This is a genomic window from Phenylobacterium kunshanense, from assembly GCF_003254525.1.
In the GTDB taxonomy this organism is placed as follows: Bacteria; Pseudomonadota; Alphaproteobacteria; order Caulobacterales; family Caulobacteraceae; genus Phenylobacterium; species Phenylobacterium kunshanense.
The window spans coordinates 100,263-125,189 of the sequence record NZ_QFYS01000004.1 but is presented as its reverse complement, the minus strand read 5'-3'; the positions used below and the strand labels follow the sequence as shown (position 1 = coordinate 125,189).

The 24,927-nt window shown below is 71.7% G+C and carries 23 protein-coding genes; 4 read left to right on the top strand and 19 right to left on the bottom strand.

Translation table 11 applies throughout. The annotated features are described in order from the left end of the window. Nucleotides 1-3 precede the first annotated feature (3 nt). The 13 genes from DJ019_RS10875 to DJ019_RS10815 all read right to left on the bottom strand — a co-directional run bounded on the left by DJ019_RS10875 (nucleotide 4) and on the right by DJ019_RS10815 (nucleotide 13,303). Entirely contained in the window at nucleotides 4-1,566 is a 1,563-nt protein-coding gene (locus DJ019_RS10875; protein ID WP_111276055.1) for a Do family serine endopeptidase, read from the bottom strand. A 152-nt stretch (nucleotides 1,567-1,718) separates the two neighbouring features. Continuing rightward, the gene (locus DJ019_RS10870) at nucleotides 1,719-2,174 is read right to left on the bottom strand and encodes a cytochrome c-type biogenesis protein (RefSeq protein ID WP_111276054.1); all 456 of its coding nucleotides are present in this window, start codon (nucleotides 2,172-2,174) and stop codon (nucleotides 1,719-1,721) included. Then, on the bottom strand, nucleotides 2,171-4,135 hold the full coding sequence (locus DJ019_RS10865; protein ID WP_111276053.1) for a heme lyase CcmF/NrfE family subunit: 1,965 nt from the start codon (nucleotides 4,133-4,135) through the stop codon (nucleotides 2,171-2,173). Before DJ019_RS10865 ends, DJ019_RS10870 begins: the two co-directional genes overlap by 4 nt. Continuing rightward, nucleotides 4,132-4,629 (bottom strand): cytochrome c maturation protein CcmE, encoded by a 498-nt coding sequence (gene ccmE / locus DJ019_RS10860; protein ID WP_111276052.1) that lies wholly within the window; start codon nucleotides 4,627-4,629, stop codon nucleotides 4,132-4,134. The genes DJ019_RS10865 and ccmE overlap by 4 nt, the downstream gene beginning before the upstream one ends. Then, entirely contained in the window at nucleotides 4,626-5,711 is a 1,086-nt protein-coding gene (ccmI, locus tag DJ019_RS10855; RefSeq protein WP_240606444.1) for a c-type cytochrome biogenesis protein CcmI, read from the bottom strand. The genes ccmE and ccmI overlap by 4 nt, the downstream gene beginning before the upstream one ends. 46 nt (nucleotides 5,712-5,757) lie before the next feature. Further along, on the bottom strand, nucleotides 5,758-7,140 hold the full coding sequence (locus DJ019_RS10850) for a hypothetical protein (protein WP_111276051.1): 1,383 nt from the start codon (nucleotides 7,138-7,140) through the stop codon (nucleotides 5,758-5,760). A gap of 79 nt (nucleotides 7,141-7,219) precedes the next feature. After that, the gene (locus DJ019_RS10845; RefSeq protein ID WP_111276050.1) at nucleotides 7,220-8,611 is read right to left on the bottom strand and encodes an ATP-binding protein; all 1,392 of its coding nucleotides are present in this window, start codon (nucleotides 8,609-8,611) and stop codon (nucleotides 7,220-7,222) included. A gap of 7 nt (nucleotides 8,612-8,618) precedes the next feature. Continuing rightward, nucleotides 8,619-9,311, bottom strand: a complete 693-nt coding sequence (locus DJ019_RS10840) for a response regulator transcription factor (RefSeq protein ID WP_111276049.1) — start codon at nucleotides 9,309-9,311, stop codon at nucleotides 8,619-8,621. A 31-nt stretch (nucleotides 9,312-9,342) separates the two neighbouring features. Then, complete coding sequence (locus tag DJ019_RS10835) at nucleotides 9,343-9,678, bottom strand: PepSY domain-containing protein (RefSeq protein WP_111276048.1); 336 nt, start codon at nucleotides 9,676-9,678, stop codon at nucleotides 9,343-9,345. A gap of 66 nt (nucleotides 9,679-9,744) precedes the next feature. Continuing rightward, a complete protein-coding gene (locus DJ019_RS10830) occupies nucleotides 9,745-10,668 on the bottom strand; it encodes a DnaJ C-terminal domain-containing protein (protein ID WP_111276256.1) in 924 nt (307 codons plus the stop codon). Between the two features lie 201 nt (nucleotides 10,669-10,869). Continuing rightward, on the bottom strand, nucleotides 10,870-11,445 hold the full coding sequence (locus DJ019_RS10825; protein ID WP_111276047.1) for a hypothetical protein: 576 nt from the start codon (nucleotides 11,443-11,445) through the stop codon (nucleotides 10,870-10,872). 632 nt (nucleotides 11,446-12,077) lie between these two features. Continuing rightward, on the bottom strand, nucleotides 12,078-12,404 hold the full coding sequence (locus DJ019_RS10820; protein ID WP_111276046.1) for a GIY-YIG nuclease family protein: 327 nt from the start codon (nucleotides 12,402-12,404) through the stop codon (nucleotides 12,078-12,080). Between the two features lie 434 nt (nucleotides 12,405-12,838). Continuing rightward, on the bottom strand, nucleotides 12,839-13,303 hold the full coding sequence (locus DJ019_RS10815) for a YcgN family cysteine cluster protein (RefSeq protein ID WP_111276045.1): 465 nt from the start codon (nucleotides 13,301-13,303) through the stop codon (nucleotides 12,839-12,841). 68 nt (nucleotides 13,304-13,371) lie between these two features. Between DJ019_RS10815 and DJ019_RS10810 the strand changes: the two genes are divergently transcribed. The 4 genes from DJ019_RS10810 (at nucleotide 13,372) to DJ019_RS10795 (ending at nucleotide 18,246) form a co-directional block, all read left to right on the top strand. After that, nucleotides 13,372-15,189, top strand: coding sequence for an ABC-F family ATP-binding cassette domain-containing protein (locus DJ019_RS10810; protein WP_111276044.1), 1,818 nt, complete (start codon nucleotides 13,372-13,374; stop codon nucleotides 15,187-15,189). Between the two features lie 531 nt (nucleotides 15,190-15,720). Next, complete coding sequence (locus tag DJ019_RS10805; RefSeq protein WP_111276043.1) at nucleotides 15,721-16,722, top strand: ABC transporter substrate-binding protein; 1,002 nt, start codon at nucleotides 15,721-15,723, stop codon at nucleotides 16,720-16,722. A 22-nt stretch (nucleotides 16,723-16,744) separates the two neighbouring features. Continuing rightward, a complete protein-coding gene (locus DJ019_RS10800; RefSeq protein WP_111276042.1) occupies nucleotides 16,745-17,482 on the top strand; it encodes an ABC transporter ATP-binding protein in 738 nt (245 codons plus the stop codon). Next, a complete protein-coding gene (locus DJ019_RS10795) occupies nucleotides 17,479-18,246 on the top strand; it encodes an ABC transporter permease (protein WP_111276041.1) in 768 nt (255 codons plus the stop codon). Before DJ019_RS10800 ends, DJ019_RS10795 begins: the two co-directional genes overlap by 4 nt. Before the next feature lie 3 nt (nucleotides 18,247-18,249). Here the strand turns inward: DJ019_RS10795 and DJ019_RS10790 are convergent, their stop codons facing one another. The 6 genes from DJ019_RS10790 to DJ019_RS10765 all read right to left on the bottom strand — a co-directional run bounded on the left by DJ019_RS10790 (nucleotide 18,250) and on the right by DJ019_RS10765 (nucleotide 24,904). Continuing rightward, on the bottom strand, nucleotides 18,250-18,906 hold the full coding sequence (locus tag DJ019_RS10790; protein ID WP_111276040.1) for an energy transducer TonB: 657 nt from the start codon (nucleotides 18,904-18,906) through the stop codon (nucleotides 18,250-18,252). Nucleotides 18,907-18,980: 74 nt separating this feature from the next. Beyond that, on the bottom strand, nucleotides 18,981-19,985 hold the full coding sequence (locus DJ019_RS10785) for a TonB family protein (RefSeq protein ID WP_165843980.1): 1,005 nt from the start codon (nucleotides 19,983-19,985) through the stop codon (nucleotides 18,981-18,983). A gap of 81 nt (nucleotides 19,986-20,066) precedes the next feature. Further along, nucleotides 20,067-21,437, bottom strand: a complete 1,371-nt coding sequence (locus DJ019_RS10780; RefSeq protein WP_111276038.1) for a hypothetical protein — start codon at nucleotides 21,435-21,437, stop codon at nucleotides 20,067-20,069. A gap of 205 nt (nucleotides 21,438-21,642) precedes the next feature. Further along, entirely contained in the window at nucleotides 21,643-22,380 is a 738-nt protein-coding gene (locus tag DJ019_RS10775) for a pseudouridine synthase (RefSeq protein ID WP_205854141.1), read from the bottom strand. Then, on the bottom strand, nucleotides 22,377-23,291 hold the full coding sequence (locus tag DJ019_RS10770) for a class I SAM-dependent methyltransferase (protein WP_111276037.1): 915 nt from the start codon (nucleotides 23,289-23,291) through the stop codon (nucleotides 22,377-22,379). The genes DJ019_RS10775 and DJ019_RS10770 overlap by 4 nt, the downstream gene beginning before the upstream one ends. 5 nt (nucleotides 23,292-23,296) lie before the next feature. Continuing rightward, nucleotides 23,297-24,904 (bottom strand): peptide chain release factor 3, encoded by a 1,608-nt coding sequence (locus DJ019_RS10765; protein WP_111276036.1) that lies wholly within the window; start codon nucleotides 24,902-24,904, stop codon nucleotides 23,297-23,299. Between the last annotated feature and the right edge of the window lie 23 nt (nucleotides 24,905-24,927).

Genomic DNA, 24,927 nt, shown 5'->3' with positions numbered 1-24,927 from the left:
AATCTACCCCGAAATCTTCAGCGGCAGGAAGGCGGTCCGGCCGTTGCGCAGGATGCCCACCAGCACGCTGGTGCGGCCGGCCTTCTTGGCGGCGTCGACGGCGGCCGCGAGGTCGGCCGGCGCCCCCACCGCGCGGTCGTTCGCCCGCGTGATGATGTCGCCCCGGCGCAGCCCCTTGGAGCCCGCGTCAGAGCCCTGCTCCACGCTTTCCACCACCGCGCCGCGGACATCGGCCGGCAGGTTGAGCCGGTTGCGCGTCGCCTCATCGAGCGGCGCCAGCGACATGCCGAGCACTGGCGCCCGCGCGCCCGGAGCAGCCCCAGGCGGCGTGGCGGCGCCGTCCGAGTTGTCGTTGGCCGCCAGTTCGCGCTCGGAGGGGCGCACGCCCGACCGGACTTCGATGACGCGCTTCTTGCCTTCCCGGATCACGTCCAGCTTCAGGACATCGCCGGAGCGGACGCGCGCCACCTGCCGCGTGAGGTCGGACGAGCTCTTCACGGAGACGCCGTTCACGGCCACCACGATATCGCCCACCTGCACCCCGGCGCGCGAGGACGGACCGCCGGGACTGATGTCCGAGACGATCGCGCCCTTCTGGTCGCCCAGGCCCTGGGCCTCGGCCATCTCGGCGGTGAAGTTCTGGATCGTCGCGCCGATATAGCCGCGCTCCACGCGGCCGCCGGCGATGAGCTGGCGGGTTACGGTCTCGGCGACCTCCGCGGGAATCGCGAAACCGATGCCGACCGAGCCGCCTGACGGCGAGAAGATCGCCGTGTTCACGCCGATGACCCGGCCGTAGATGTCGAAGGTCGGGCCGCCCGAGTTGCCCCGGTTGATGGGCGCGTCGATCTGGATGTAGTCGACGAAAGTCTCGCCGATGTCACGGCCGTAGGCCGAGACGATGCCGGCCGTGGCGGTGCCGCCCAGGCCGAACGGATTGCCCAGCGTGATGACCCAGTCGCCCACGCGCGGCTTGCCGGCGTTCTCGAAGCTCACGAACGGGAACGGCCCCCGGCGGCTCTTGACCCGCAGCACGGCCAGGTCGGTGGCCTCGTCGCGGCCGACGATCTCGGCCTCCAGTTCGGTCTCGTCCTTCAGGACGACCTTGATGGTCTCGGCGTTCTCGACCACGTGGTTGTTGGTGACGATGTAGCCGTCGGCCGAGATGAAGAAGCCCGAGCCCGAGGATTGCTGGGTCGGCAGGCGCGGCTGGCCACGCCCGTTGCGGCCGTCTTCGTCCTCCCCATCGTCGTCACCGCCACCGCGAGGGCCAGGGAGCACGAACGGAAGGCCGGGGATCTGACGCAGCTGGGCCGGATCGACCCGGCTGGTCACGTTGATCGACACCACGGCGGGGGAAACGCGGTCGACGATGTCGGCGAACGACATCGGCGCGCCCGGAGGCGGCGCGAAGATGGGGGTCGCGGAAGCCTTGATCACGCCGCCAGCCATCGGCTGCTCGGCATGGGCCGCGGGGAGGCGCATCCCTGCGCCGGCCACCGCCGCGGCCATGACACCGGCGCCGGCGACGGCGCCCAGGAGGTACCCGTTCTTCTTCGAACTCATAAGCCTTCGTTTCCCTGCGCGCGAAACCCGCCGTCGATCGGGAGGGATCGCGCCCAAACAACCTAGGTCGGATGCACCGAAGTGCAACGCCCCTCAAGTTACGTTTAGGTCACCCTGGCTCCGCTTAACGTCGAGAGTTTGGCGGGAAGTTGTCAGGGAGCCCGTTCTTCTTCCGCCAGGTGGCGGACCCGCTCGGCCTCCGCGGCGCTGAGCTCGGCGTCCGGCGTCCGGCTCCGCAGGCGCAGCAGAAGCAGCGCCGCGCCGGCCAGGACCACCAGGAACGGTCCGCCCCACAGCAGCAGGTTCCCGGCCGAGAAGCTGGGCGTCAGCAGCACGAACTCACCGTATCGATCGGTCAGGAACCGCTTGATCTCGGTCTCGCTCCGCCCCGCCTTCACCTGCTCCCGGACGATCCGCCGCAGGTCCTGGGCCAGTTCGGCATCGCTGTCGTCGATCGACTCGTTCTGGCAGACGAGGCAGCGGACGCCCTTGAAGATCTCCCGCGCCTGCGCCTCCTGGGCCGGATCGGGCAGTCGTTCGGCCGGATCCGACGCGGCCGCAAGGCACGCCACGCCCGCGAGAGCCGCAAGGAGCGCGCGAAGTCTCATGCCCGCTCCTCCCGGCGGCGCCCGATCCCCAGGCGAAGGCGTCGGTCCGTCAGCGACACCAGGCCGCCCAGCGCCATGATCGCCGGCCCGGCGAAGATCAGGCTGGCCCATGGGTTCCAGTAGGCGCGGACGAGATACGTCCCGCCCTCGCGCCGCTCGCCGAGCACCAGGTAGATGTGCGAGGTCCCCCGGTAGCAGAGCCCAACCTCGGACGTGGTCTGGCCGCCGGCGGTGTAGAGCCGGCGCTGCGGCGTCACGCGGCACACGAACGCGCCGTCGCGGGTGACCGTGATCCTGCCCTCGTCGGCCTCGTAGTTGGGACCGGACACGGGGTGGACGTCGTCCAGCTTCAGCTCATAGGCCCCCACGGTGAGGCGTCCGCCCACCGGCAGCGCCTCGGCCGCCTCGATCTTCCACGTCGTCTCGAACACCGCGCCGAGGACGAACACGCCCAGGCCAAGGTGCGCCAAGGTCATCCCCCAGGCCCCGCGGGGCAGGCCGACGAGGCGCCGCCAGGTCTCTGCCGCCGGCGCGCGGAACGCCCGCGTGCGCTCGACGATCTCGGCCAGGGCCCCGGCGATCAGCCAGGCGCCGAGCGCCACGCCCAGGGCCCCGAACGCCTTCTTCGGGCTGACCAGCGCGATGGTGGCGAGGCCCGACGCCGCCGCGATCAGCAGGGCGACCCACAGGCGCTGGGCCACACCCCGCGCGTCGCCTCGCTTCCAGGCCAGCAATGGTCCGGCGGGCAGCAGGACGAGCATCGCCGACATCAGCGGCGTGAACGTCAGGTTGAAGTAGGGCGGACCGACGGAGATCGCCTCCCCCGTCATCGCCTCGCGGATCAGCGGGTAGAGCGTCCCCAGCAGCACCGTCGCCGTCGCCGCGGCCAGCAGGATGTTGTTCATCACAAGCGCGCTCTCGCGGCTGATCGGCGCGAACATGCCGCCGCGCCCAAGGCTCGGCGCGCGCCAGGCGAACAGGCTGAACCCGAGCCCCGCGGTCGCCCCCAGGATCATCAGCAGCAGCACGCCCCGCGTCGGGTCCACCGCGAAGGCGTGGACCGAGGTCAGAACCCCGGACCGCACCAGGAAGGCCCCCAGCATCGAGAAGCTGAACGCCGCCAGCGCCAGGAAGACGGTCCAGCCGGCCAGGGCCCCGCGCTTCTCGGTCACGATCGCCGAATGCAGCAGGGCGGCGGCCACCAGCCAGGGCATGAAGCTGGCGTTCTCCACCGGATCCCAGAACCACCAGCCGCCCCAGCCCAGCTCGTAGTAGGCCCAGAAGGCGCCGAGGGTGATCCCGACGGTCAGCATGCTCCACGCCGCCAGCGCCCAGGGCCGCACCCAGCGCGACCAGGCGGCGTCGACGCGCCCCTCGACCAGAGCGGCGACCGCCAGCGAGAACACCACCGAAAGGCCGACGTAGCCCGCGTAGAGGAACGGCGGGTGCACCGCCAGCGCCGGGTCCTGCAGCAGGGGGTTCAGCGACCGTCCCTCGGCCGGCGGAGAAGCCAGGCGCGCCAGCGGATTCGACGCGAAGACGGTGTAGGCCAGGAACACCACGCCCAGTAGGCCCTGGGTCGCCACCGTCACGGCCCGCAGACCCTGCGGCAGCGTGCGTCCCAGGCCGGCGATGGCCGCGCCGAAGCCGGTAAGCGCCAGGCACCAGAGCAGCATGGAGCCCTCGTGGCTGCCCCAGGTTCCGGCGACGCGGTACAGCAGCGGCTTCTCGGAGTGGGAGTTCGCCGCCACGTTGGCGACCGAGAAGTCCGAGACCACGAAGGCGTGCATCAGGGCCGCGAAGGCGACGGCCACGGCCAGGAACGCGGCCAGCGCCGCGCCCTCGCCCGCTCCGGCCAGGGCCGCCGAACGCCGGGCCCGGCCCGCCGCCGACAGGCCGACCTGGACCACCGAAAGCGCCAGCGCCAGCATCAGCGCGAAGGCGCCGGCCTCTGCGATCATGTGGGACCGCCGGTCCGGCCGCCGTAGCTGGGCGCAGGCGCGCCCTCCGGACGCCACTCGCCCTGCTCCTTCAGGGCGTCGGCGACCTCCTTCGGCATGTAGGTCTCATCATGCTTGGCCAGGACGCGCTTGGCCTCGAAGACACCGTCGGCCCGGTACGATCCCTCGGCCACGATGCCCTGCCCCTCGCGGAACAGGTCCGGCAGGTCGCCCTGATAGACCACCCGGTCGGCGGCGATCTTGTCCTGCACCGTGAACTCGACCCGGCCGTCCGGATGCTTCACGACGGAGCCGGCCGCCACCAGCCCGCCGAGCTGGATCGCCCGCCCCGGCGCCGGCTTGGCCTCGGCCGCCTGTGACGGCGTGTAGAACAGCGAGATCGAGTCCCGCATTCCCCAGAGGGTCAGGCCCACCGCCAGGATCACCACGGGCGAGATCACGGCCAGCAGCAGCAGGCGCGTGCGCGCCTTGCGGGATTTTGGAAGGAAACTCATCGCATCGGCTCCGCGCGGGCGGCCTCGTCCAACTGTTGCAGCACCTGCGGCGCGCCGGCGTAGCGCGCCCGGGCGCTCGCGTAGGCGGCGTCGCGTTTCTCGGTTTCGCCCAGGACGGCGTACGCGCGAACCAGCCGCACCCAACCCTCCGGGTCGTCGGGATCGGCATCCAACCTCGCCGCGAGCCCCGAAACCATGCCCTGGATCATGGCAAGCTGACCCGCGTCGACCGACGGGGCTGGACGCCCCTCCAGTTCGGCGACCGCCTTGGCCACGATCTGGCGGCGATCGTCCTCGGCAGGCATCTCGTCCAACAGGGCGCGCAGCTCACCTGCGGCCTCGGACCGCTGGCCGGCCTCGGCCTTGGCGTTGGCCAGGTAGAAGCGTGCGCCGGGATCCTTTGGCGAGAGCTCCAGCACGCGACGGAAGGCGGCCTGGGCGTCGGCGTCGACCTTGCCTCCGGCCTCGACGATCTCGGCCTCGCCCAGCATCTGCCAGATATCCACCCGCTGCGGGGCGAGCGCGGCGGCGCGGCGCAGGGCCTGGACGGCGGCGACAGGGTTCTGGGCGGCCGCCTGGACGAGGCCCAGGTAGCGGAAGCCCTCGGGGTCGTCCGGCCGCTCGCGGGTCACCTGCTTCAGCACGGCGGCGAGTTGGGGCGGCGTCAGGCTCTCGAGGTCGGCCTGGCGCCAGCTGGCCAGCCGCTCGGCATAGGGCTGGTCGGCGTAGCCGGGCGCGCCAAGCGTGAGGTAGAGGCCCAGCGCAATGGCCGGCGCGGCGACGCCCCCGGCCAGCACCCAGCGGCGGGCGCGCGGATCGGCGCTCCAGGCCTGCTGCGGCGCGTCGGCGGCGGCCAGCAGTCGGCGGGCCGCCTCGGCCTCGGCGCTGCGCCGCTCGGCCTCGCCCATCAGGCCGCGGTCGGCCAGATCGGCGATCTCGGCGAGCTGGCGGCGATAGAGAATGGGCGTCGGATCCGCCGCGGCGGCCTGACCGGCGGCGCGGGCGGCGCGCATCAGGATGAGACCTGCCGCGATGGCGGTCAGCACACCAGCCGCGGCCCAGAACACCAACATGCCGCGCATGTAGCCGAAAGCCGGGCGCGGCTCTAGGTCGGAGTGCGGCCGCAGATCAGCGCAGCGGCCATTCCTCGTTGCGCCCCGGTTGTTCGGGGTGGAGCGCCGCCTGGGTCCGGCGTCGGACGAGTTCGCCGGCCTTGCCGCCACGGAGGAGCTGGTTCAGCCGCGCGGCTACGCCCAGGAAGGCCTCGGCGTGCTCGATGTTCTCGACCTCGCCGGTGCGGATCTGGTCGATGGTCTCGTCGACGTACTGGTCGATGTGCTCGCCCAGAGACTCCATCAGCTTGTTCCGGGCCGCGGAGAAGCCGCCGTAGTTGGCCGTGGCGTGGAGCTGCTCGTTGAACGAGAGCAGGGTCATCGCACGCGCGGTCAGCCGGTCCTGCGGCGGATCGGACAGGACGGGCATCGGGCGGCGCGCGCGTTGGCGCGGCGTGTTCATCGGCAGGGCCTCGTGCACGGCCTTCTCGGCGTCGCGCAGGCGGCCTTCCACGACGCTGGCGAGGCCGGCCCGCTGCTTGTGCACGCGCAGGCCCCAGCCGTGCTCGCGCTGGAGGTCGACGCTGGTCTCCATCTCCATGAGCTGCTGGACCAGCAGGTCGACGCCCTGGGCCGCCGCCCGCGCCGCCTGCACGCCGTCGTCGGCCTTCAGGGTCGCGATGGCGCCCAGCGCGCGGTCGATGTCGGCCATCAGGTCCTCGCCGAAGCCGGCGAGCTCGGAGTCGGCCAGATAGCGCTCGGTGGGTTTGTCCATCACCGCCGAGATCACGCGCAGAACCATCCAGGGCTGCGGCATCTGGGCGGCCAGCATGTGGAAGAAACGCGGTCCGGCGTCGTCGGCGATGGCGACGGCGTCGCGATAGGCCAGACGGGCGCCCGCGGTCGTCTCGCCGCCCGCATGCGCCAGCCACTCCGGCAGGCGCTGGGCCGCGCGGCGCACGATGGCGCCGAGGTCCAGGCAGTCGGCCAGCAGGTCGGCGCCATCCGGCCTGGCCGCATCGCAGACCTCGGCCGCGGTGCGGAAGCCCGCGATCTCCCGGGCCCGCACGCCCGCCGCCGCCGCGGCCACGAGCTGGTCGCTGGCGGCGATGATGTTGTGCGGCGGGGAGTCGTCGTCCACGTCGGCGCGAAGCTGCTCGATGATGTGGCCGTGGGTCTCGCGAAGCGCGCGCCAGATGAGGTTGAGGACCCGCGGCGGGAAGGTGATCGCCTGGCTGTCCTCGCTGGCGGCGACGCACATCGGCGCGATGGGCAGGAGCGCCAGGTTCCGCAGCGTCCGGTCGGCGGCCTCGGCCTCAACCAGTTGGCGTACGCCGCCCAGCGCGCTTTCGGGCGAGGTGTCGGCCAGGGCCTGGCGCAGGCTCCCGACCACCTTGTCCGGCGCCGACTCGACCAGCGTTCGCACGATTTGGATCTGGCGCTCAGTCAGCGCGGTCATACAGCCCTGGCCTCAGGCGGACGCCATTCGTCACCTCAATGGCCACAGTCAGGTTAAGGCTTTACCAAACCAAGGCTTTTCAGTCGGCGGCCCGAGGAAGCCGCACGACCACGGAGAGGCCGCCCAGCGGCGAGTCCCCGAGACTGATCGAGCCCCGGTAGGCGCGGGCCAGTTCGTCGATGATCGAGAGGCCCAGTCCGGAGCCCGGCGCGCTTTCGTCGAGGCGGGCGCCGCGGCGGATCACCTCGTCCCGGCGATCGGGCGGCAGGCCGGGACCGTCGTCCTCAACCGAAAGCTGCATCCCGTCGGAGCCTGCGGCATCCGCGCGCACCCGCACCCGGCGGCGGCCGAACTTGCCGGCGTTCTCCATGGCGTTGCCGGCGATCTCCATGAAGTCCTGCCGCTCGCCCGCGAACCAGAGATCGTCCGGCGCGTCCCAGTCGATCTCGACGCCCTTGGCGCGGAAGATCTTCTCGAGGGTCCGGGACAGTTCGTCGAGCACCTCGGCTACGTTGGTCCGCTCGCCCGGCCCCTGGCTGCGGGCGGCCGCCCGGGCCCGGCGGAGGTGGTGGTCGACCTGCTCGCGCATGACATCGGCCTGGCGGGTCACGACCTCGGCCAGCGGGCCTGGCCGCTGCTGGGCCTCGGTGAGCATGACCGAGATGGGAGTCTTGAGGGCGTGGGCCAGGTTGCCGACGTGGGTCCGCTGGCGCTCGACGGTCTCCTGGTTGTGCGCCACCAGGGCGTTGAGTTCGTCGGTGAGCGGCGTCAGTTCGGTGGGGTAGGCGCCCGCGAGACGGTCGGCCTTGCCCCGGCGGACCTCGGCCACCTCCTCGCGCAGGCGGAACAGGGGCTGCAGGCCGACCCGTACCTGGACGACCACCGCCACGATCAGCCCCAGGCCGAGGAGAGCGAAGGCGATGGCGATGCGGGTGACCGAGCTGCGCACCTCGCGGTCGATGGGGCGCCGGTCTTCCGCGGCCATGAACACCAGCGGCGCGTCGCGGCCCGGCAGGCTGGTCCACCGCGCCACCACCCGCAGGCGCTCGCCCGGCTGCACGCCGGGGGCGTCGAAGGCGATGGGCTTGCGGGGATTGGCCTTGAGCCGCGCCGGCAGGTCGGCGGGCACGGTGAGCTGGCTGTCCCACAGCGAGCGCGAGGGCACCAGGCTGCGCACCCCGCCCTCGGGCAGGGGCTCGGCGATGTCCCAGTAGCGGCCGGAATAGGCGCGGAGCGCGCGCTGGTCGGTGAGCGCCGGCGCGATGACCTCGCCGTCCTCGATGGTCGAGCCCGAGATCAGGTTGTCGATCAGGTCGGACAGGCCGGCGTCGAAGCGGCGCAGGGCGCCCTGCTGGAACACCAGCGCCACAACCACCGCCACGACCACCAGGGCCGCAAGGCTCCAGCCGACGGCCAGCAGGACCAGCCGTCGGGCCAACGAGGGACGGGTCAGTCCCTCCGGGAGCCTCACGCGCGCATCACGTGCGGGCGGCTTCCGCGTCGATCTCGTCCGCCGGGCAGGTCAGGCGATAGCCGAGACCGCGCACCGTCTCGATCCGGTCGGCGCCGATCTTCTTGCGCACCCGGCCGATGAACACCTCGATGGTGTTGGAGTCGCGGTCGAAGTCCTGGTCGTAGAGGTGCTCGACCAGCTCTGTCCGGCTGATCACCCGGCCCTGGTGCATCATCAGGTAGTGCAGCAGGCGGTATTCCAGCGAGGTGAGCCGCAGCGGCTCGCCGTTGACGCTGGCGCGGGCGGCGCGCGGGTCGAGGCGCAGGCCGCCGCAGGAGAGACTGGGCGCCGCGTGGCCGGCCGACCGGCGCAGGAGGGCGCGCAGGCGGGCCAGCAGCTCCTCCGTGTGGAACGGCTTGGTCAGGTAGTCGTCGGCCCCGGCGTCGAAGCCGGCGACCTTCTCGCTCCAGGCGCCGCGGGCGGTGAGGATCAGGACCGGCGTGGTCATGCTCTCGCGCCGCCAGCGCTCCAGCACCGAGACGCCGTCCACCTTGGGCAGGCCCAGGTCGAGGATCACGGCGTCATAGGGCTCGGTCTCGCCGAGGAACTGGGCCTCCTCGCCGTCGGGGGCGTGGTCGACCGCATAGCCGGCGTCGGCCAGGGCCAGCTTGAGCTGCCGCGACAGATCCGGATCGTCTTCAACAAGCAGGATGCGCACCTTGGCGTTCCTCTTCCTTTCGAACCTCTCGTCAGCCGCCCTGGCGGCCGACCACCTGGCCGGACTCGGCGTCCACGACGAACACCACGACCCGGCCGTTCTCCATCTGCCACTGCACGAAATAGGCGGGCCGCCCGCCGGCATCCCCCATGGTGGTGTTGAGATGACGGCCCGGATAGCGGGACGACAGCGCGGCCAGAACGCGCGAAAGCGGAACCTGGCGCCCGCGGCCCTCGCGAACCTGGTCGGCCTCGGCCGTGAAGCCGCGGCGGCCATAGCCCCCCTGACCACCATAGCCCTGTGCATCCGCGACGGCCGGGACCGTCACGGCCGCGGCGAGCACGGCAAGGGCGAAGAGGCGTTTCATGCAGGCCCTTATGCGCGGAGGCGACTGAACCCCGGCTGAACACGGGGAACGGGGTTCCTTAATCCATCAGCGCCGCTTGGGCGAATAGGGCCGCTTGGCCTTCTGGTCCTCGGCGAAGGCCTCCAGCGCCGGATCGGGGGCGTCGGGCAGCACCACCACCAGGCGGGCGAAGAGGTCGCCGCGGCCGCCCTTGGCGTCGGCGAGGCCCCTGCCCTTCAGGCGCAGGCGCGCGCCGGTGTTGGAGCCCTTGGGCACCGTGACCATGACCGGGCCGTCGGGCGTGGCCGCCTCGACCTTCCCGCCCAGCACGGCGTCGTAGAAGGTCACCGGCAGGTCCATGACCAGCGACTCCCCTTCCCGCTTGAACACCGGGTGGGGCGCGATGGCGATCTCGATGAAGGCGTCGCCGGGACCCGAGCGGCCAGGCGCGCCCTGGCCCTTCAGGCGCAGGGTCTGGCCGTCCTGGGCGCCCTTGGGGATGGTCACATCGATGGTGCGGCCGTCCGAGAAGGCGATGCGCCGCTTGCCGCCGCGGATCGCGTCCTCGAGGTCGATCTCCAGCCGGGCGCGCGTGTCGGCGCCGCGCTGGGAGAAGCCGCCAAAGCCGCCGCCCGCGCCGCCGCGCCCGCCGCGCCCGCCGCCGAACATCTCGCCCAGGATATCGCCCAGGTCGGCGCCCTCGAAGCTCTCGGTCCGGAAGCCGCCGCGGCCCTGGCCGAACCCGCCGCCGCCGAAGCCGCCCGCGCCGAACCCGCCCGCCGTCTCGCGGCCGTCGGCGTCGATCAGGCCGGCGTCGAACTTCTTGCGCTTCTCCGGATCGCCGACGATGTCGAACGCAGCCGAGACGCGCTTGAATCGCTCTTCGGCGGCCTTGTTGCCCGGGTTGGTGTCGGGATGGTTCTCCTTGGCCAGCTTGCGGAACGCCTTGCGGACCTCGTCCGCGCTGGCCGTCCGGGCCACGCCAAGCTCCTGGTAGGGGTCACGCGCCAAGCCGTCGATCATCCTGAAAAGACCATGCCGAAGGTGTGACTACTAGATTGGCGGGACGGTTCCGTCACGCAAGGCCGGGTGTGGCAATTTTGTCACTGGAAGTGTGTCGGGGACGCGGGACGCGCCGAGGCGCCCCGGGACGCGCGGCGGCCGGGAACATCGGGTTCGGGTGTGGAGGGGGAAGCTCGGGGGGGGCGCCCGTCAGGCCGAACTGTTCCGCGGAGGCCGCAGGGACGGTGGCAGGGGGCCGCGCCAGAGGACGGTTGGTTTCGGGTCGGGTCGCGGCGGCGGACGGTCGGTCCGACGCGGGCGGCCGACCAGGCGCAGGGCCTCGGCGGCGAGGGACTCGGTCGGGCGACCCAGGAAGGCCGCCTCGCCGTCGTCGACGGCGATGGCGATCAGGGCGTCGACGAGGTCGATCTCGTCGATCCCGGTCCCTTCGGGGGCGTCGCGCTCGGTGAAGCGCAGGGCCAGGGCGCTGGCGCGGTCGATGTGGTTGCGCACCCGGGCGGGCAGGCAGTCGTGGCTGAGCGGCGGCCGCTCGGGCCGGGCGGGCTGCTCGCGCTCGCGCTTCAGCCGGGCCTTGAGGGCGATGGACTGGCGGGCCGAGCGGGCCATCCGCTGGTAGGTGCGGCCGAGGTCGTTGAACTCATCGGCCGTCTCGGCGGCCATCATCCGCGCGTGGGCCTCGACCGCGGCGGCCATGTCCATCTCGGCCAGCCGCGCGAGCATCAGCTCGTCGGGATCGGGGGCGGACGGGGCGGCGGGGGTGGCCATGGGGGGAGGAGAACATGGCTCTGCGTCAGAAGCGGACGTAGGTGTTTTCCATGAGCTGTCATCCCGGTTTCGCCGCAGGCGAAGACCGGGACCCAACGGGCCGGGAGCGCCGATGGCGGGGGTGCGCCATCGGGCTCGACGCCCCCTGCGGCCCGTCCAGGCGCACGGCCCCGGGTTGGGTCCCGGTCTTGGGCTTGCGCCCAAACCGGGATGACACCGGGAGGGGCGGGCTGAGGTGCGTGGTGCGCCTCCTCAACATCTGTCATCCCGGTTTCGCCGCAGGCGAAGACCGGGACCCAACCGTCCGAGAACGCCGATGGCGGGGGTGCGCCATCGGGCTCGACGCGCCCTGCGGCCCGTCCAGGCGCATGGCCACAGGTTGGGTCCCGGTCTTGGGCGTTCGCCCAAACCGGGATGACACCGGGAGGGGCGGGCTGAGGTGCGTGGTGCGCCTCCTCAACATCTGTCATCCCGGTTTCGCCGCAGGCGAAGACCGGGACCCAACGGGCCGGGAGCGCCGATGGCGGGGGTGCGCCATCGGGCTCGACGCCCCCTGCGGCCCGTCCAGGCGCACGGCCCCGGGTTGGGTCCCGGTCTTGGGCTTGCGCCCAAACCGGGATGACACCGGGGGATTAGCTGGCGAGATCGGGATGGAGGGGCGGCAGCGCCATCATCTCGAGGTAGAGGTCGGCCCAATGGGGATTATCGGCTTCGATCAGCCTGATCTTCCAGTCGCGGCGCCAGCGCTTAAGCTGCTTTTCGAAGCGGATCGCCTGGGTCACTTCGCCGAACCCGCGAGACCAGACCAGACGACGGCCTCCGTGGCGGCGTGTGAAACCCTCCGCTTCGCCTGCCCGATGTTCGGCGATCCGGCGCTCCAGCGAATTGGTGACTCCGACGTACAGCGTGCCGAGTTTGTCGCTCGCGAGGATGTAGACCCAGTAGGTGCGGTCACGCATGTTCTTAACATGTTCCATGTCGTGGCCAAGTGACAACCCCCGGCCGTCATCCCGGTTCCGCCGCAGGCGAAGACCGGGACCCGACCGTCCGGGAGCGCCGGATGGTGGGGCGCGCCATCGGGCTCGACGCGCCCTGCGGCGCGTCCAGGCGCACGGCCACAGGTTGGGTCCCGGTCTTGGGCGTTCGCCCAAACCGGGATGACACGTGGGGGGCGGGCTGAGGGGCGTGATGCGCCTCCTCAACGGCTGTCATCCCGGTTTCGCCGCAGGCGAAGACCGGGACCCAACCATCCGGAAGCGCCGGATGGCGGGGGCGCGACCTCGGGCCTCGACGCCCTCCGCGGCCCGTCCAGGCGCATGGCCCCGGGTTGGGTCCCGGTCTTGGGCGTTCGCCCAAACCGCGATGACCTGTAGGTTTGCGGGTGCTCGCCGCCCTACTCGTCGCCGCGTTCGATCACGAGGTCCCAGGCGGCGAAGTCGAGGGCGTCTTCGGGGTCGGCGAGGGCGGCTTCGCTGACGGTCTGGCCGCGGACGGAGACGCCGGCGCGGTGGACGCTCTCCGGGTCGCCGGTGAGGAGGGGGTGCCAGTCGGCGAGGTCGCGGCCTTCGTGCAGGCGGCGGTAGGCGCAGCTCTTGGGCATCCACTCCAGCGCCTCGATGTTGTGCGGCGTCAGCTTGATGCAGTCGGGCACGTAGCGGTGGCGCTCGGGATAGTTGGAGCAGCGGCAGGCGGCCGGGTCGAACAGCTTGCAGTGGACGCGGGTGGGGATGACCTCGCCCGTATCCTCGTCCTCGAAGCGGACCAGACAGCAGAGGCCGCAGCCGTCGCAGAGGCTCTCCCACTCCGCCACGGTCATCTGTTCGAGGGTCTTTCGACGCCAGAAGGGCTCACCCGCCATGGCGCGGATGTAGGCGCGTCGGCGCGTCGACAGAAGCGCGAACTTGCGTCGCGCCCCGGACCCTCTATGTGACCCCGCCCATGAGAGCTCCGGTCCTGGCCCTGAAGGATGTCCGCCTGGCGGATGGTCCGAACATGCTGTTCGACGGCGTGGACCTGGCGCTGGAGCCGCGGACGCGGGCCTGCCTGGTCGGGCGCAACGGGGCCGGCAAGTCGACGCTGCTGAAGATCCTGGCCGGGACGATCCAGGGCGACGCGGGCGAGCGGACGATCTCGCCCGGCACGACCATCGCCTTCGTGCCGCAGGAGCCGGACATCACCGGCGCCACGGTGCTGGACTACGCCGTCTCGGGCGGGGCGCCGGCGCACCAGGCGGAGGCCGCGCTGCAGGACTTCGGCATCGACCCGGCCAAGCCCGCCCAGGGCCTGTCGGGCGGGGAGACGCGGCGGGTGGCGCTGGCCAAGGCGTTCGCCGAGGACCCCGACGTCATCCTGCTGGACGAGCCGACCAACCACCTGGACATCCTGGCCATCGAGGTGCTGGAGGCCGAGATCGCCGCCAGCCGCGCCGCCGCCCTGATCGTCAGCCACGACCGGGCGTTCCTGGAGCGGGTGACCCAGCGCTGCTTCTGGCTGGAGCACCGGCAGGTGCGGCGGCTGGAGCAGGGCTTTTCCGCCTTCGACGACTGGGTGGAGCGGATCGAGGCGGCCGAGGCCGAGGAGGCGCGGCGGCTGGACAAGGCCATCGAGCGGGAGAAGCACTGGCTGGCGCGGGGCGTCACCGCCCGGCGGGCGCGCAACGAGGGCCGGCGGCGGCGGCTGATCGCCATGCGCGAGGCCAAGACCCAGTGGCTGAAGGAACAGCGGGGCAGCCTGAACATGGGCCTCGCCAGCTCGGGCGTCTCGGGCCAGCGGGTGGCCGAGGCCAAGGGCCTCTCCAAGGCGTTCGGCGAGCGGGTGATCCTGAAGGGCTTTTCCACCCGCATCCTGCGCGGCGACCGGATCGCCATCGTCGGGCCGAACGGGGCCGGCAAGTCGACGCTGGTGAAGCTGCTGCTGGGCGAGCTGGAGCCCGACGCCGGCGAGGTGAAGCTGGGGACCAACCTCACGGTCAGCTACATCGACCAGGCGCGGGCGGCGCTGTCGCCCGAGATGACGCTGAAGGACGTGCTGACGCCCCAGGGCGGCGACCAGGTGATGGTGCGGGGAACGCCCAAGCACGTGAACGCCTACGCCAAGGACTTCCTCTTCAAGGACAGCCAGCTTCGCCAGCCGGTGCGCAGCCTGTCGGGCGGGGAGCGGAACCGCCTGCTGCTGGCCCGCGCGCTGGCGAGCCCGGCCAATGTGCTGGTGCTGGACGAGCCCACCAACGACCTCGACATGGACACCCTGGACCTGCTCGAGGACATGCTGGCCGACTACGATGGCACGCTGATCCTGGTCAGCCACGACCGCGACTTCGTCGACCGGCTGGCCACCTCGACCATCGGGTTGGACGGGACCGGCCGGGCGGTGGAGACGCCGGGTGGCTGGCAGGACTTCCTGTCCCAGAACCCGGGCTTCTTCGGCGGGCCGCCGCAGATCCACGCCGCCAAGCCGGCCGCGCCGAAGGCTCCGGCCGCGCCCGCCGCGCCCAAGGTCGCCGCCAAGCTCAGCTACAAGGAGCAGCGGCGGCTGGCCGAGCTGGAGACCCTGATCGCCGACCTGCCGGGGAAGATGGCGACGCTGGAGACGGCGCTGGCCGATCCGGGGCTCTATGGCCGCGATCCGGGCGCCTTCGACCGCTTCAGCCGGGCCCTGGCGGCGGCCAAGGACCAGCTCTCGGCGGCCGAGGAGGAGTGGCTGGAGCTGGAGGCCCGCCGGGAGGCCCTGGAGGCCGGGCGATAGGCGCCTCGGCGCTTTCCTGTGGATGACGCCCGGACATTGAAATCGCTGGCGCATTTTGCGTTCGCCCAACGCTGATCCACCATCTTGTCACAGCTTGTTGACAGCCCGCGGGCGGGACGGCGCGCGGCGTCGCTTGCGTCATAAAAGCTTCAGGCGCACCGTCCTCTTGCCGACAGGAACTGCGGCGCGGGCGGACGGAAAGGCTGGTGACAGCGGCTCCGAAAACCAGGCGAGCGGAGTGTCCGGGCCAAGGCCAGGAACCGGGGCGACCCGGGACCGATCCAGAGGTTCGAACATCGGCCGACAGGGACAACCGCGGGGGCGACCTCGCAACCGAACTGCCGGACGGCCTGGGTGGCGCAGATCCCCCAACGGGTCTGGATGAGAGGGCGACGCTCCGGGAAACCGAAGCGCCGCCCTCTTGCTATGGAGCGTTCGCCGCTGGAGGGGTGGCCGGCGCGCGCCGTTACGGCGCCCTTGGAAGCGCCGCCGCAGCGCCCTACGTTCGCCGCTCTGACGTCTGGGGGTCCCATGAAAGCGTTGCGTGGCCTGGTGCTGGCGGTGGCGGCGATGCTGGCCGCGTGTTCGCCACAGAAGAAGGACGAGGCCGCGCCGGCCGCGGATGCGCCGGTGACGATCCGCTTCGCCACCGACTGGCGGGCCCAGGCCGAGCATGGCGGCTTCTACCAGGCGCTGGCGTCGGGCGAGTACGCGAAGCGCGGCCTGGACGTGCAGATCGTCCAAGGGGGACCCGGCTCGAACGTGCCGCAACTGCTGGCGTCGGGCGCGGTCGAGATGGGGATGGGCTCGAACAGCTTCATCGTCATGAACCTCGCCCAGGAGAAGGTCCCGGTGAAGGCGGTGGCCGCCTTCATGCAGAAGGACCCGCAGGTGCTGATCGCGCACCCCGGCACGGGGGTGGAGAGCATCGCCGACCTGAAGGGCCACCCGATCCTGCTCAGCGACGCCTCGGTCACCGCCTTCTGGGTGTGGCTGAAGGCGAAGTACGGGTTCACCGACGACCAGGTGCGGAAATACACCTTCAACGCCGCGCCGTTCCTGGCCGACAAGCGCTCGGCCCAGCAGGGCTATGTGACGTCCGAGCCCTATACGATCGAGAAGGCGGCGGGGCTGAAGCCCAAGGTCTTCCTGCTGGCCGACGAGGGTTACCCCGGCTACGCGACCATGGTGCTGGCGCCCGACAGCCTGATCGCCAAGAACCCCAAGGCCGTGCAGGCCTTCGTGGAGGCCAGCGCCCAGGGCTGGCGCGACTACCTGACGGGCGACCCGTCGAAGGCCGACGCGCTGATCCGCAAGGACAATCCGGAGATGACCCAGGACGTCCTGGATCAGGCCCGCGAGAAGCTGAAGTCGTACCGGATCGTGGAGGGCGACGAGGGCCTGCCCGTCGGGGCCATGACGGACGCGCGCTGGAAGACCTTCTTCGACATGGCCCAGTCCCAGGGCGTCTATCCGAAGACCCTGGACTACCGGACCGCCTACACCCTGCAGTTCGCGCCCAAGGCGAAGTAGAGCTTCGCGTGGGAGGCAAGATATGACCGTCGCGGCGCTGCGGGACGTCGAGGTCGACTACGACCGGGGCCGGGCGCTGGGGCCGGTGAGCCTGGAGATCGGCGCGCAGGAGATCGTGGCGCTGGTGGGCCCGTCGGGTTGCGGCAAGTCGACGGCGCTTCGGCTGCTGGCCGGACTGGAGACGCCGACGCGCGGCACGGTGCGGCGGGCGACCGGGCGGGGCGAGACGGCGGTGGTGTTCCAGGCGCCGACCCTGGCGCCCTGGCTGAGCGCGCGGGCCAATGTGGCGCTGCCGCTGGAGCTGGCCGGGATGCCGCGCGCCGAGGCCTGCGCCGCCGCGGACGCCGCCCTGGCCCGGGTGGGGCTCGCCGGCGCCGAGGCCGCGCGGCCGGCGCAGCTTTCCGGGGGCATGGCCATGCGGGTCTCGCTGGCCCGGGCGCTGGTGACCGAGCCGAAACTGCTGCTGCTCGACGAGCCCTTCGCGGCCCTGGACGAGATCACCCGCCGGGCGCTGGCGGACGACGTGCTGACGCTCTGGGCGACCACCAGGAGCGCGATCGTCTTCGTCACGCACAATGTGGAGGAGGCGGTCTACATGGCCTCGCGCGTGGTGGTGATGGGGTGCGGCCCGGGAACCATCGTCGGTGACTTCGCCGTGGAAGGCCCCCTGCCCCGGCCGCCGCAGTTCCGCACGACGCCGGGCTTCCGCACGACGGCGGAGGCGGTCTCGACCGCGCTGGCGCAGGGGGTCGGCGCATGAGGGGCCTCGCGATCCGGCTGGCGCCCTGGGCGCTGATCGCCCTGCTGCTGGCGGGCTGGGAACTGGCCTGCCGGATGCTGGAGATCCCGGTCTATTTCCTGCCGCCGCCCAGCGCGATCGGCGAGGCCGTGGTCCAGGAATGGCCGGGCCTGGTGAAGGCCGCCTGGTTCACCCTGTCGAAGGCGCTCATCGCCCTGGCCATCGCCAGCGTGGTGGCGCAGGTGCTGGCGCTGGCCGTGACCCTGAGCGGCGTGCTGGAGCGGACGGTGCAGCCGATCGCCGTGGTGCTGCAGGTGACGCCGGTGATCGCCATCGCGCCGCTGGTGAACATCTGGGCCGGCGTGGACCATCCGGAGCGGGCGCTGGTCGCCCTGGCCAGCATCGTGGCCTTCTTCCCGATCTATTCGGGCGCGGTCACCGGCTTGCGCGCGGCGGATCCGGACCTCGTGCGGCTGTTCGACCTCTATGGCGCCGGCAGGCTCCAGCGGCTGACCCGGCTGCGGCTGCCGTCGGCCGTGCCGTTCCTGCTGGAGGGGCACAAGGTGGCGGCGGGTCTCGCCATCGTCGGCGCAGTGGTGGCCGAGTTCGTCTCGGGCTCGGGCAAGGTGCAGGGGCTGGCCTGGAAGATCCTGGACGCCGGCAACCGGCTGCAGACGGCGAAGATGTTCGCCGCCCTGCTGGTGCTGGGCGCGATGGGGGTGGCGCTGTACGCCCTGCTGGCGCGGGCGGAGCGGTGGGGCCTCAGGTGGTGGCGGGGCCGCTGAGACCTATTTGGCCGCCTGCTCCACGGGCTTCAGGTCGAAGCGCACCGGCACCCGGACCCTGGCCCCGACGGTCGGCATCCCCTCGGCGCTCATCAGCTCGACCTTGAACTTGGGCGCTAGGGCCAGGATCGCCGGGCCGAAGCCCTGGCCCGCGGGCTCCTCGCGGTCGACCGCGCAGCCGTCGAGGACTCCGCCGGCCTTCACCTCGCAGACGAGGGTGACGCGCGCGTCGTTGGGCCCGCCCTCGGTCTTGGGCGCGGCGGCCTGCATGTCGGCCACGCTTGGCAGAGCCGCCCAGCGGGGGGTCCTGGCGACATAGGTCCCGCCCTTGGCGAGCGCCGGCGCGAAGGTGATGGAGAAGCGGACCTCGGCGTCCTTCACGACGCCCACAGCCTGCATCCTGGCGGCCAGCCTGCGCGCCGCCGCGCCGAAGCCATAGCCGCGCGGCTCCTCGCCCATCACGTCGCAGTCGGTCATCCCGCCATTCCGCCGCGCGGTGCAGATCAGATCGACGCCGCCGCCGATCCCTTCGGCGCGGGCCTTCTCGGGATAGGCGGCGGCCATGTCGGCGGCGGTCGGCGCGACCGTCCAGACGACCTGGGCCGCGGCGGGCGCGCCGACGGCTGCAGCGAGCGACGCAAACGTCAGGGTGCGGATCATGCGAACTCCTCCTGGGCGCGAAGATGCGCCCCGCGCACGGACGAGAAAAGGCCGATGCGACGAGCGGTTGCCCCTCAATCCGACTTCGCGGCGGCCGGCGCGGTCGCCGGCGGCTGGGCATCGAAGCGCAGCGGAATGCGGACGCGGCCGCCGACCACGGGCAACCCCTCCTCTGTCCAGACCGCCAGACGGAAGAACCTGGACAGCGCCACAGCCGCGTCGCCGTAGCCCAGGCCGTCCGGCTCCTGCGAGAGCACCTGGCACTGATCAACCGCGCCGTCGGTGATCACACCGCACTCGAGGACGACCCGGGACTTGTAGACCCCGGCCTTCCTGGCCGCCTCGGGAATGACGGCCGACATGTCGTTGATTCGGGGGACACCGACCCACTTGGGCTTCCCGATCGCGGGGCGTGCACTATCCAGTGCGTCGGTGGCGAACGCGACGTTCACATGCGCCCGCGCGCCAGCGGCGCTTCCGCCATCCGAGGTTTCAACTGGGGTATGGAACAGCGGCGCGAGCTTCTTGGCCGCCGCGCCGAACCCCTTGTTGGCCGGAGCTTCGCGCACGGTCGTGCAGTGGGAAAGCCCACCCTCCTTGCCGATCTTGCAGTCGATGACCGCCAAGCCACCGATCCGCTCCTCCCGCGCCTTGGCCGGATAGACCGCTAGAAGGTCCGCCGCGGACGGCGCCCGGCTCCATGGCAGGTTGGTGTAGACCTTGTTACTCTGGCTTGCCGGCATGGCGGCCGACATGGATTCCATGCCCTTCCAATTGATCGGGATCGACACCGTCGCCTCGACCGGCTTGCCGTTCTGGAGGGCTGGCTTGAACAAAAGTTGCGGCGCGAGCGCCAACGCCGCGCCGCCGAAGCCCATGTCGACTGGAGATTCGCTGACTACCGTGCAAGCGCGAAGCGCGCCCTGGACCGTGATGGTGCAGGAGATCGTCGCCTTGCCGTTCGCGGCCTTCCGGACAGCCTTGGTCGGGTACAGCGCCCGCAGCATCTCGGGCGTCGGCTTTTTCAGCCAGTCCGGCGGGCGATCCTGCGCGGCGGCGGGCAGGGCCAGAGCCAGCACGATCCCGAGGACCGAAAGTTGTGAAACGCGCATCCAACACCCCCGCGCGAACCTAAGCAGGTTCGCCGGGGCGTGTGAAGATCAGCGGACGCGGCTGCCGAGGTCCCGCACCCGCTCCATCGCGTCGGTCGTCAGCACGCTGAGCGAGCGCAGGCCGTGGTCGGCGAAGACGTCGAGGGCGGCCTCGAGGGCCATGAGGGCGGCGGCGCGCTCGCCCCGGTCCTTGCCGGTCATGCCGACCCGGGCCTCGTAGAGGCGGGCGAGGTGGAGCTGGGCCAGGGCCCAGCCGACCGGATCGCGGCGGGGCGACAGGGCGGCCAGTTCGATCTTCATGGCCGCCTCGGCGGCGTCCAGCACCGCCGCATCGCCGGTGAGCTCGGCGCTACGCGCGAGGCAGAGGGCCCGCGAGCCGGCGGCCAGGCCGCGGAGCGGAAGGGTCGGATTGTCCTTCAGCACCATGCCGGCGCGGTCGTAGCAGTTCACGGCGTGCTCGAAGGCGCGGGCGTCCTGCGACGCTTCGCCCAGCGCCTGGAGCGATTGGGCGAGGGCGACCTGGGTGCGCGCCCAGTCGAGCGGGCTGTGGTCGCGGGTGAGGGAATCCAGGGCCAGCGCCAGCGCCGATGCGCCGCCCGCCAGGGCGTCCACGTCGCCGACGGCTTCGCCACGGATCGCGAGGGCCTGACCATGGGCGATCCTGGCGCGGGCGAAGGTGAGCGGCTCGTAGGCCTCGTCGAGGCGGTCGCCGGCGGCGGCGGCCTCACGCGCGGCGGCGTAGAGCAGGTCGCTGTCCTTGAGACGCGCGCCCCAGCCGCACAGCAGCTCGACGCGGATCAGGCGGGCCTCGGCAGCCAGCGCCCGGGCGGCGGTGACGCGCTTGGCGATCGCATCCAGCGCCATGATGGGCGCATTGAAGCGGGCCGCCAGTTCGCGGGCCTGCGGCGCGTCCAGGCGGTCGAGCGAGGCGCGGCCTTCGATGGCCAGCAGGCCGACGTCGGCCAGGGGCGCGGCGAGGCCGCCCTTCACGTGGTTGCGCGCTTCCTGGAAGGCGATCTCGGCGGCGGCGTTGAGGCCCGGGTCGCCGAAGATCTCGGCCCCCAGCAGGGCGCAGAAGGCCTGTTCGCAGCGGGCGCGGGCCCAGCCGTCCTTGCGGTGCGCGGCTTCGAAGCCGGCGGCGGCGGTCTCGGCGGCGGCGGCGGCCTTGCGCAGCGCCACCGGATCGCCGGTGCGGCGGGCGACCTCGCGCCAGACGATGGCGGCTTCCAGCCGGCGGCGCGGCTTGTCGTTGGCGCTGATACGGCCCGCGGCGACGTCGGCCGCCTTGGCTTCCTGCGCCAGCAGTTGTGAGTCCAGGAGCTCCAGCAGCGAGGAGTCGCCGCCGGTGAGGCCATCGGCCGGCGCCTTGCCCCGGTCCGCGGCGAAGAAGCGCTTCAGTTCCCGTCCGAGTTCGAACATCGACCGGCTCCAGCCCGCCGACGTCCCACAGTGGAACGCCAATCGCGTGCTCTCTGGGAACACAGCAAAGCCGGAGCCGAAGGGTTTAACAAGTGGTTAACTTCGAAAGTATGGTTAACAACACGCACTTGTAATGAGTGTAAACGCCGAAGAAGTCTCAGCTTCTCCTGCGCCTGCCGTTAACCTTTGCTGACACCCCCGAGGGTCAGGCGAAGATCGCGGCCTGTTCTTCAGGCGTGATCCGCCGCCAGGCGCCCGGCTCCAGGTCGGCCGGCAGGTCCAGGGCGCCGATGCGGTCGCGCTTCAGGCCGACCACGTGGTTACCCACGGCTGCGAACATCCGCCGCACCTGGTGGTAGCGCCCCTCGGTGATGGTCAGGGCGGCCTCCTTCGGCCCGCGCGGCTCCAGCACCGCGGGCGCGAGCGGCTCGGTCTCGCTCTCCAGCATCAGGGTCCCCGAGGCGAACGCCGCCGCCTCGTGGCCCTCCAGCGGCCGGTCCAGGCTCACGATGTAGCGCTTGGCCACATGGCTCTTCGGCGCGATCACCCGGTGCAGGAACGGCCCGTCGTCGGTGAGGAGCAGGAGGCCCGAGGTGTCCTTGTCGAGGCGGCCGATGGTGGAGAGCGCCGGCATCCGCGCCCGCCATCGGCGGGGCAGGAGCTCATAGACGCTGGCTCCCGCCTCCTTGTGCGAGCAGACGACGCCGAGGGGCTTGTGCATGACCAGCGTGAGCGGCGCCGGCGGGTCGACCGGCTTGCCGACCACGGTCATCCGCTCGGGCAGGTCCGGCGTGACGGCGATGCGGGCGCCCGCATCCTTCAGGACCACGCCGTCCAGCTCGACCTGCTTGTGGCGGACAAGGTCGGCGACCTCCCGTCGCGAACCGTAGCCGAGGTTGGCGAGCAGGCGATCGAGCCGCGCCATCGGAGGCTTGGATGTCATCTGCGCGCCTCGATCACCTTGTAGCCGCCGGCGTCGCTGCGCACCGTCACGGCGGAGAATGCCTCGGCCAGAGCCGCCTCATAGGGCAGGTGACGGTTGGCGACGAGCCAGCAGACACCACCCTTGCGGAGCATGGCCGCAGCGGCCTGAACGAAGGCGACGCCGAGGTTGCGGTCCTCTGTTCCGCCGTCGTGGAAGGGCGGGTTCATGACCACGAAGTCTAGGTCCGATAGCCCTGCCTCGCCCACGATCCGGCGAACGTCTGCCCAGAGCACCGTGACCCGCGGGTCGTCCAGGTTGTGCCGCGCGCACTCGACCGCGCGGCGATCGACGTCGACGCAGGCCAGGGCCGTGACGGCCGGCGAGGCCAGGACGCGGGCGGCCAGCAGGCCGACGCCGCAGCCGAGGTCCGCGCCACGCCCCGCCAGCGGCGGCAGGAGGCCGAGAAGCTGGGCGCTGCCGGGGTCCAGGCGGTCCCAGCTGAACACGCCCGGCTGGGACCAGACCCCCAGCGCGGGGACCACGCGCGGGGCGCCGGCGGCGATGGCCTGGTCGATCTCGCGCGGCTGGTCCGGCCGGACGACGTTGCAGAAGCGGTGGTGCCGGCGCGCGTCCTCGACCACCGCGCACCCGAACCGCTCCAGCGCCTTCTTCAGGCGCCCGCCGCCCTTGTCCTTGGGCGCGAAGGCCAGCAGCGGCGCGCCCGGCTTCAGCACCCTGAGGGCCTGGGCCAGGACATGGTCGCGCTCGATCGTGCCGCCGGGCGCGAGGACAAGGATGCGGTCGGCGCTCGCGTCCGGCTGGGCCGCAAGGTCCTCAGAGCCGGGGCTCAGCGGCGAGACCTGCACGGCGCCGGGCGGGATCTCGACGAGGCCATGCGCGGGGGCGCCATAGAGCAGGATGCGGGTCACGACCCTTACGCCCGCTCCTTGGACCGATGGAAGGCGATCTTCGGGAAGCGCTCGGTGACGTAGCCGATCTCCCACGACGACTTGCCCAGGAACACGGGCTGTTCGTCGATGTCGGCCCCCATGGCGCTGCGGTGCTTGCCGATGAAGTCCTCGACGTCGGCCTTCTCGCCGGTGATCCAGCGGGCTTCGGCGTAGGGGCTGGGCTCGAAGATCACGTCGAGCTGATATTCCTCGCGCAGGCGGTCGGCCATGACCTCGAACTGGAGCTGGCCCACGGCGCCGACGATGAAGTCCGCCCCCAGGCTGGGCCGGAAGAGCTGGGTGACGCCCTCCTCGGCCAGGCTTTCCAGGGCCCGCTTCAGGTGCTTGGCCTTCAGCGGGTCCTTCACGCGCACGCGCTGGAGAATTTCCGGGGCGAAGTTGGGCAGGCCGGCGAAGCGCAGGGTCCCGGTCTCGGACAGGCTGTCGCCCACCCGCAGCACGCCATGGTTCGGGATGCCGATGACGTCGCCGGCGTAGGCGTCCTCGGCCAGCTCGCGGTCGGAGGCGAAGAACATCATCGGCGCGTTCACGCTGAGCTGCTTGCCGGTGTTCTGCACCTTCAGCTTCATGCCGCGGGTAAAGCGGCCCGAGCACAGCTTCAGGAAGGCGATCCGGTCGCGGTGGTTCGGGTCCATGTTGGCCTGGACCTTGAACACGAAGCCGGTGACCTCGCGATCGCCGGGCGCCACGTGGATGTCCTCGCCGTTGCGGCGGGCGGCCACGGCCTTCGGCGGCGGGGCATAGGCGCCGAGGCCCTCCAGGAGCTGGTCCACGCCGAAATGGCGCAGGGCCGAGCCGAAGAAGACCGGGGTCATGTGGCCTTCCAGGAACGCCTGGGGGTCGAAGGCCTTGAGGCCGCCCATGGCGAGCTCGGCGTTCTCGGCCAGCTCCTCCTGCTCGTCGGGCTCGAGGTAGCTGACGATGGCGTTGCCCTTGAAGGCGACGGCGGGGGGATGACCCTCGTCCTCGTCAGGACCGCCGCCGCCCTTCTTCTGGAACGGCAGGAACCGGTCGCGGCGCAGGTCGAGCATGCCCTTGAACCGCCCGCCGGAGCCGGCGGGCCAGTAGAGGGGCGACGGGTCCAGGGCCAGCTTGGAAGCGACCTCGTCGAGGAGCTCGAACGGGTCCTGCGCCTCGCGGTCCATCTTGTTGATGAAGGTGATGATCGGGATGTCGCGCATCCGGCAGACCTCGAACAGCTTCAGGGTCTGCGGCTCGATGCCCTTGGCGGCGTCCAGCACCATGACCGCGGCGTCGGCGGCGGTGAGGGTGCGGTAGGTGTCCTCCGAGAAGTCCTCGTGGCCCGGGGTGTCCAGCAGGTTGAACATCAGGCCGTCGTGGTCGAACGTCATCACCGAGGCCGAGACGGAGATGCCGCGCTCGCGCTCGATCTTCATCCAGTCGGACCGGGTGCGGCGGTTCTCGCCGCGGGCGCGCACGGCGCCGGCCGCCCGGATCGCCCCGCCGGCCAGCAGCAGGTTTTCCGTCAGGGTCGTCTTGCCGGCGTCCGGGTGCGAGATGATGGCGAAGGTGCGCCGCCGGGCGGCCTCGGCGGCAGGAGAGGTGCTCATGCCGCGGGCGCTATCACGCCGCC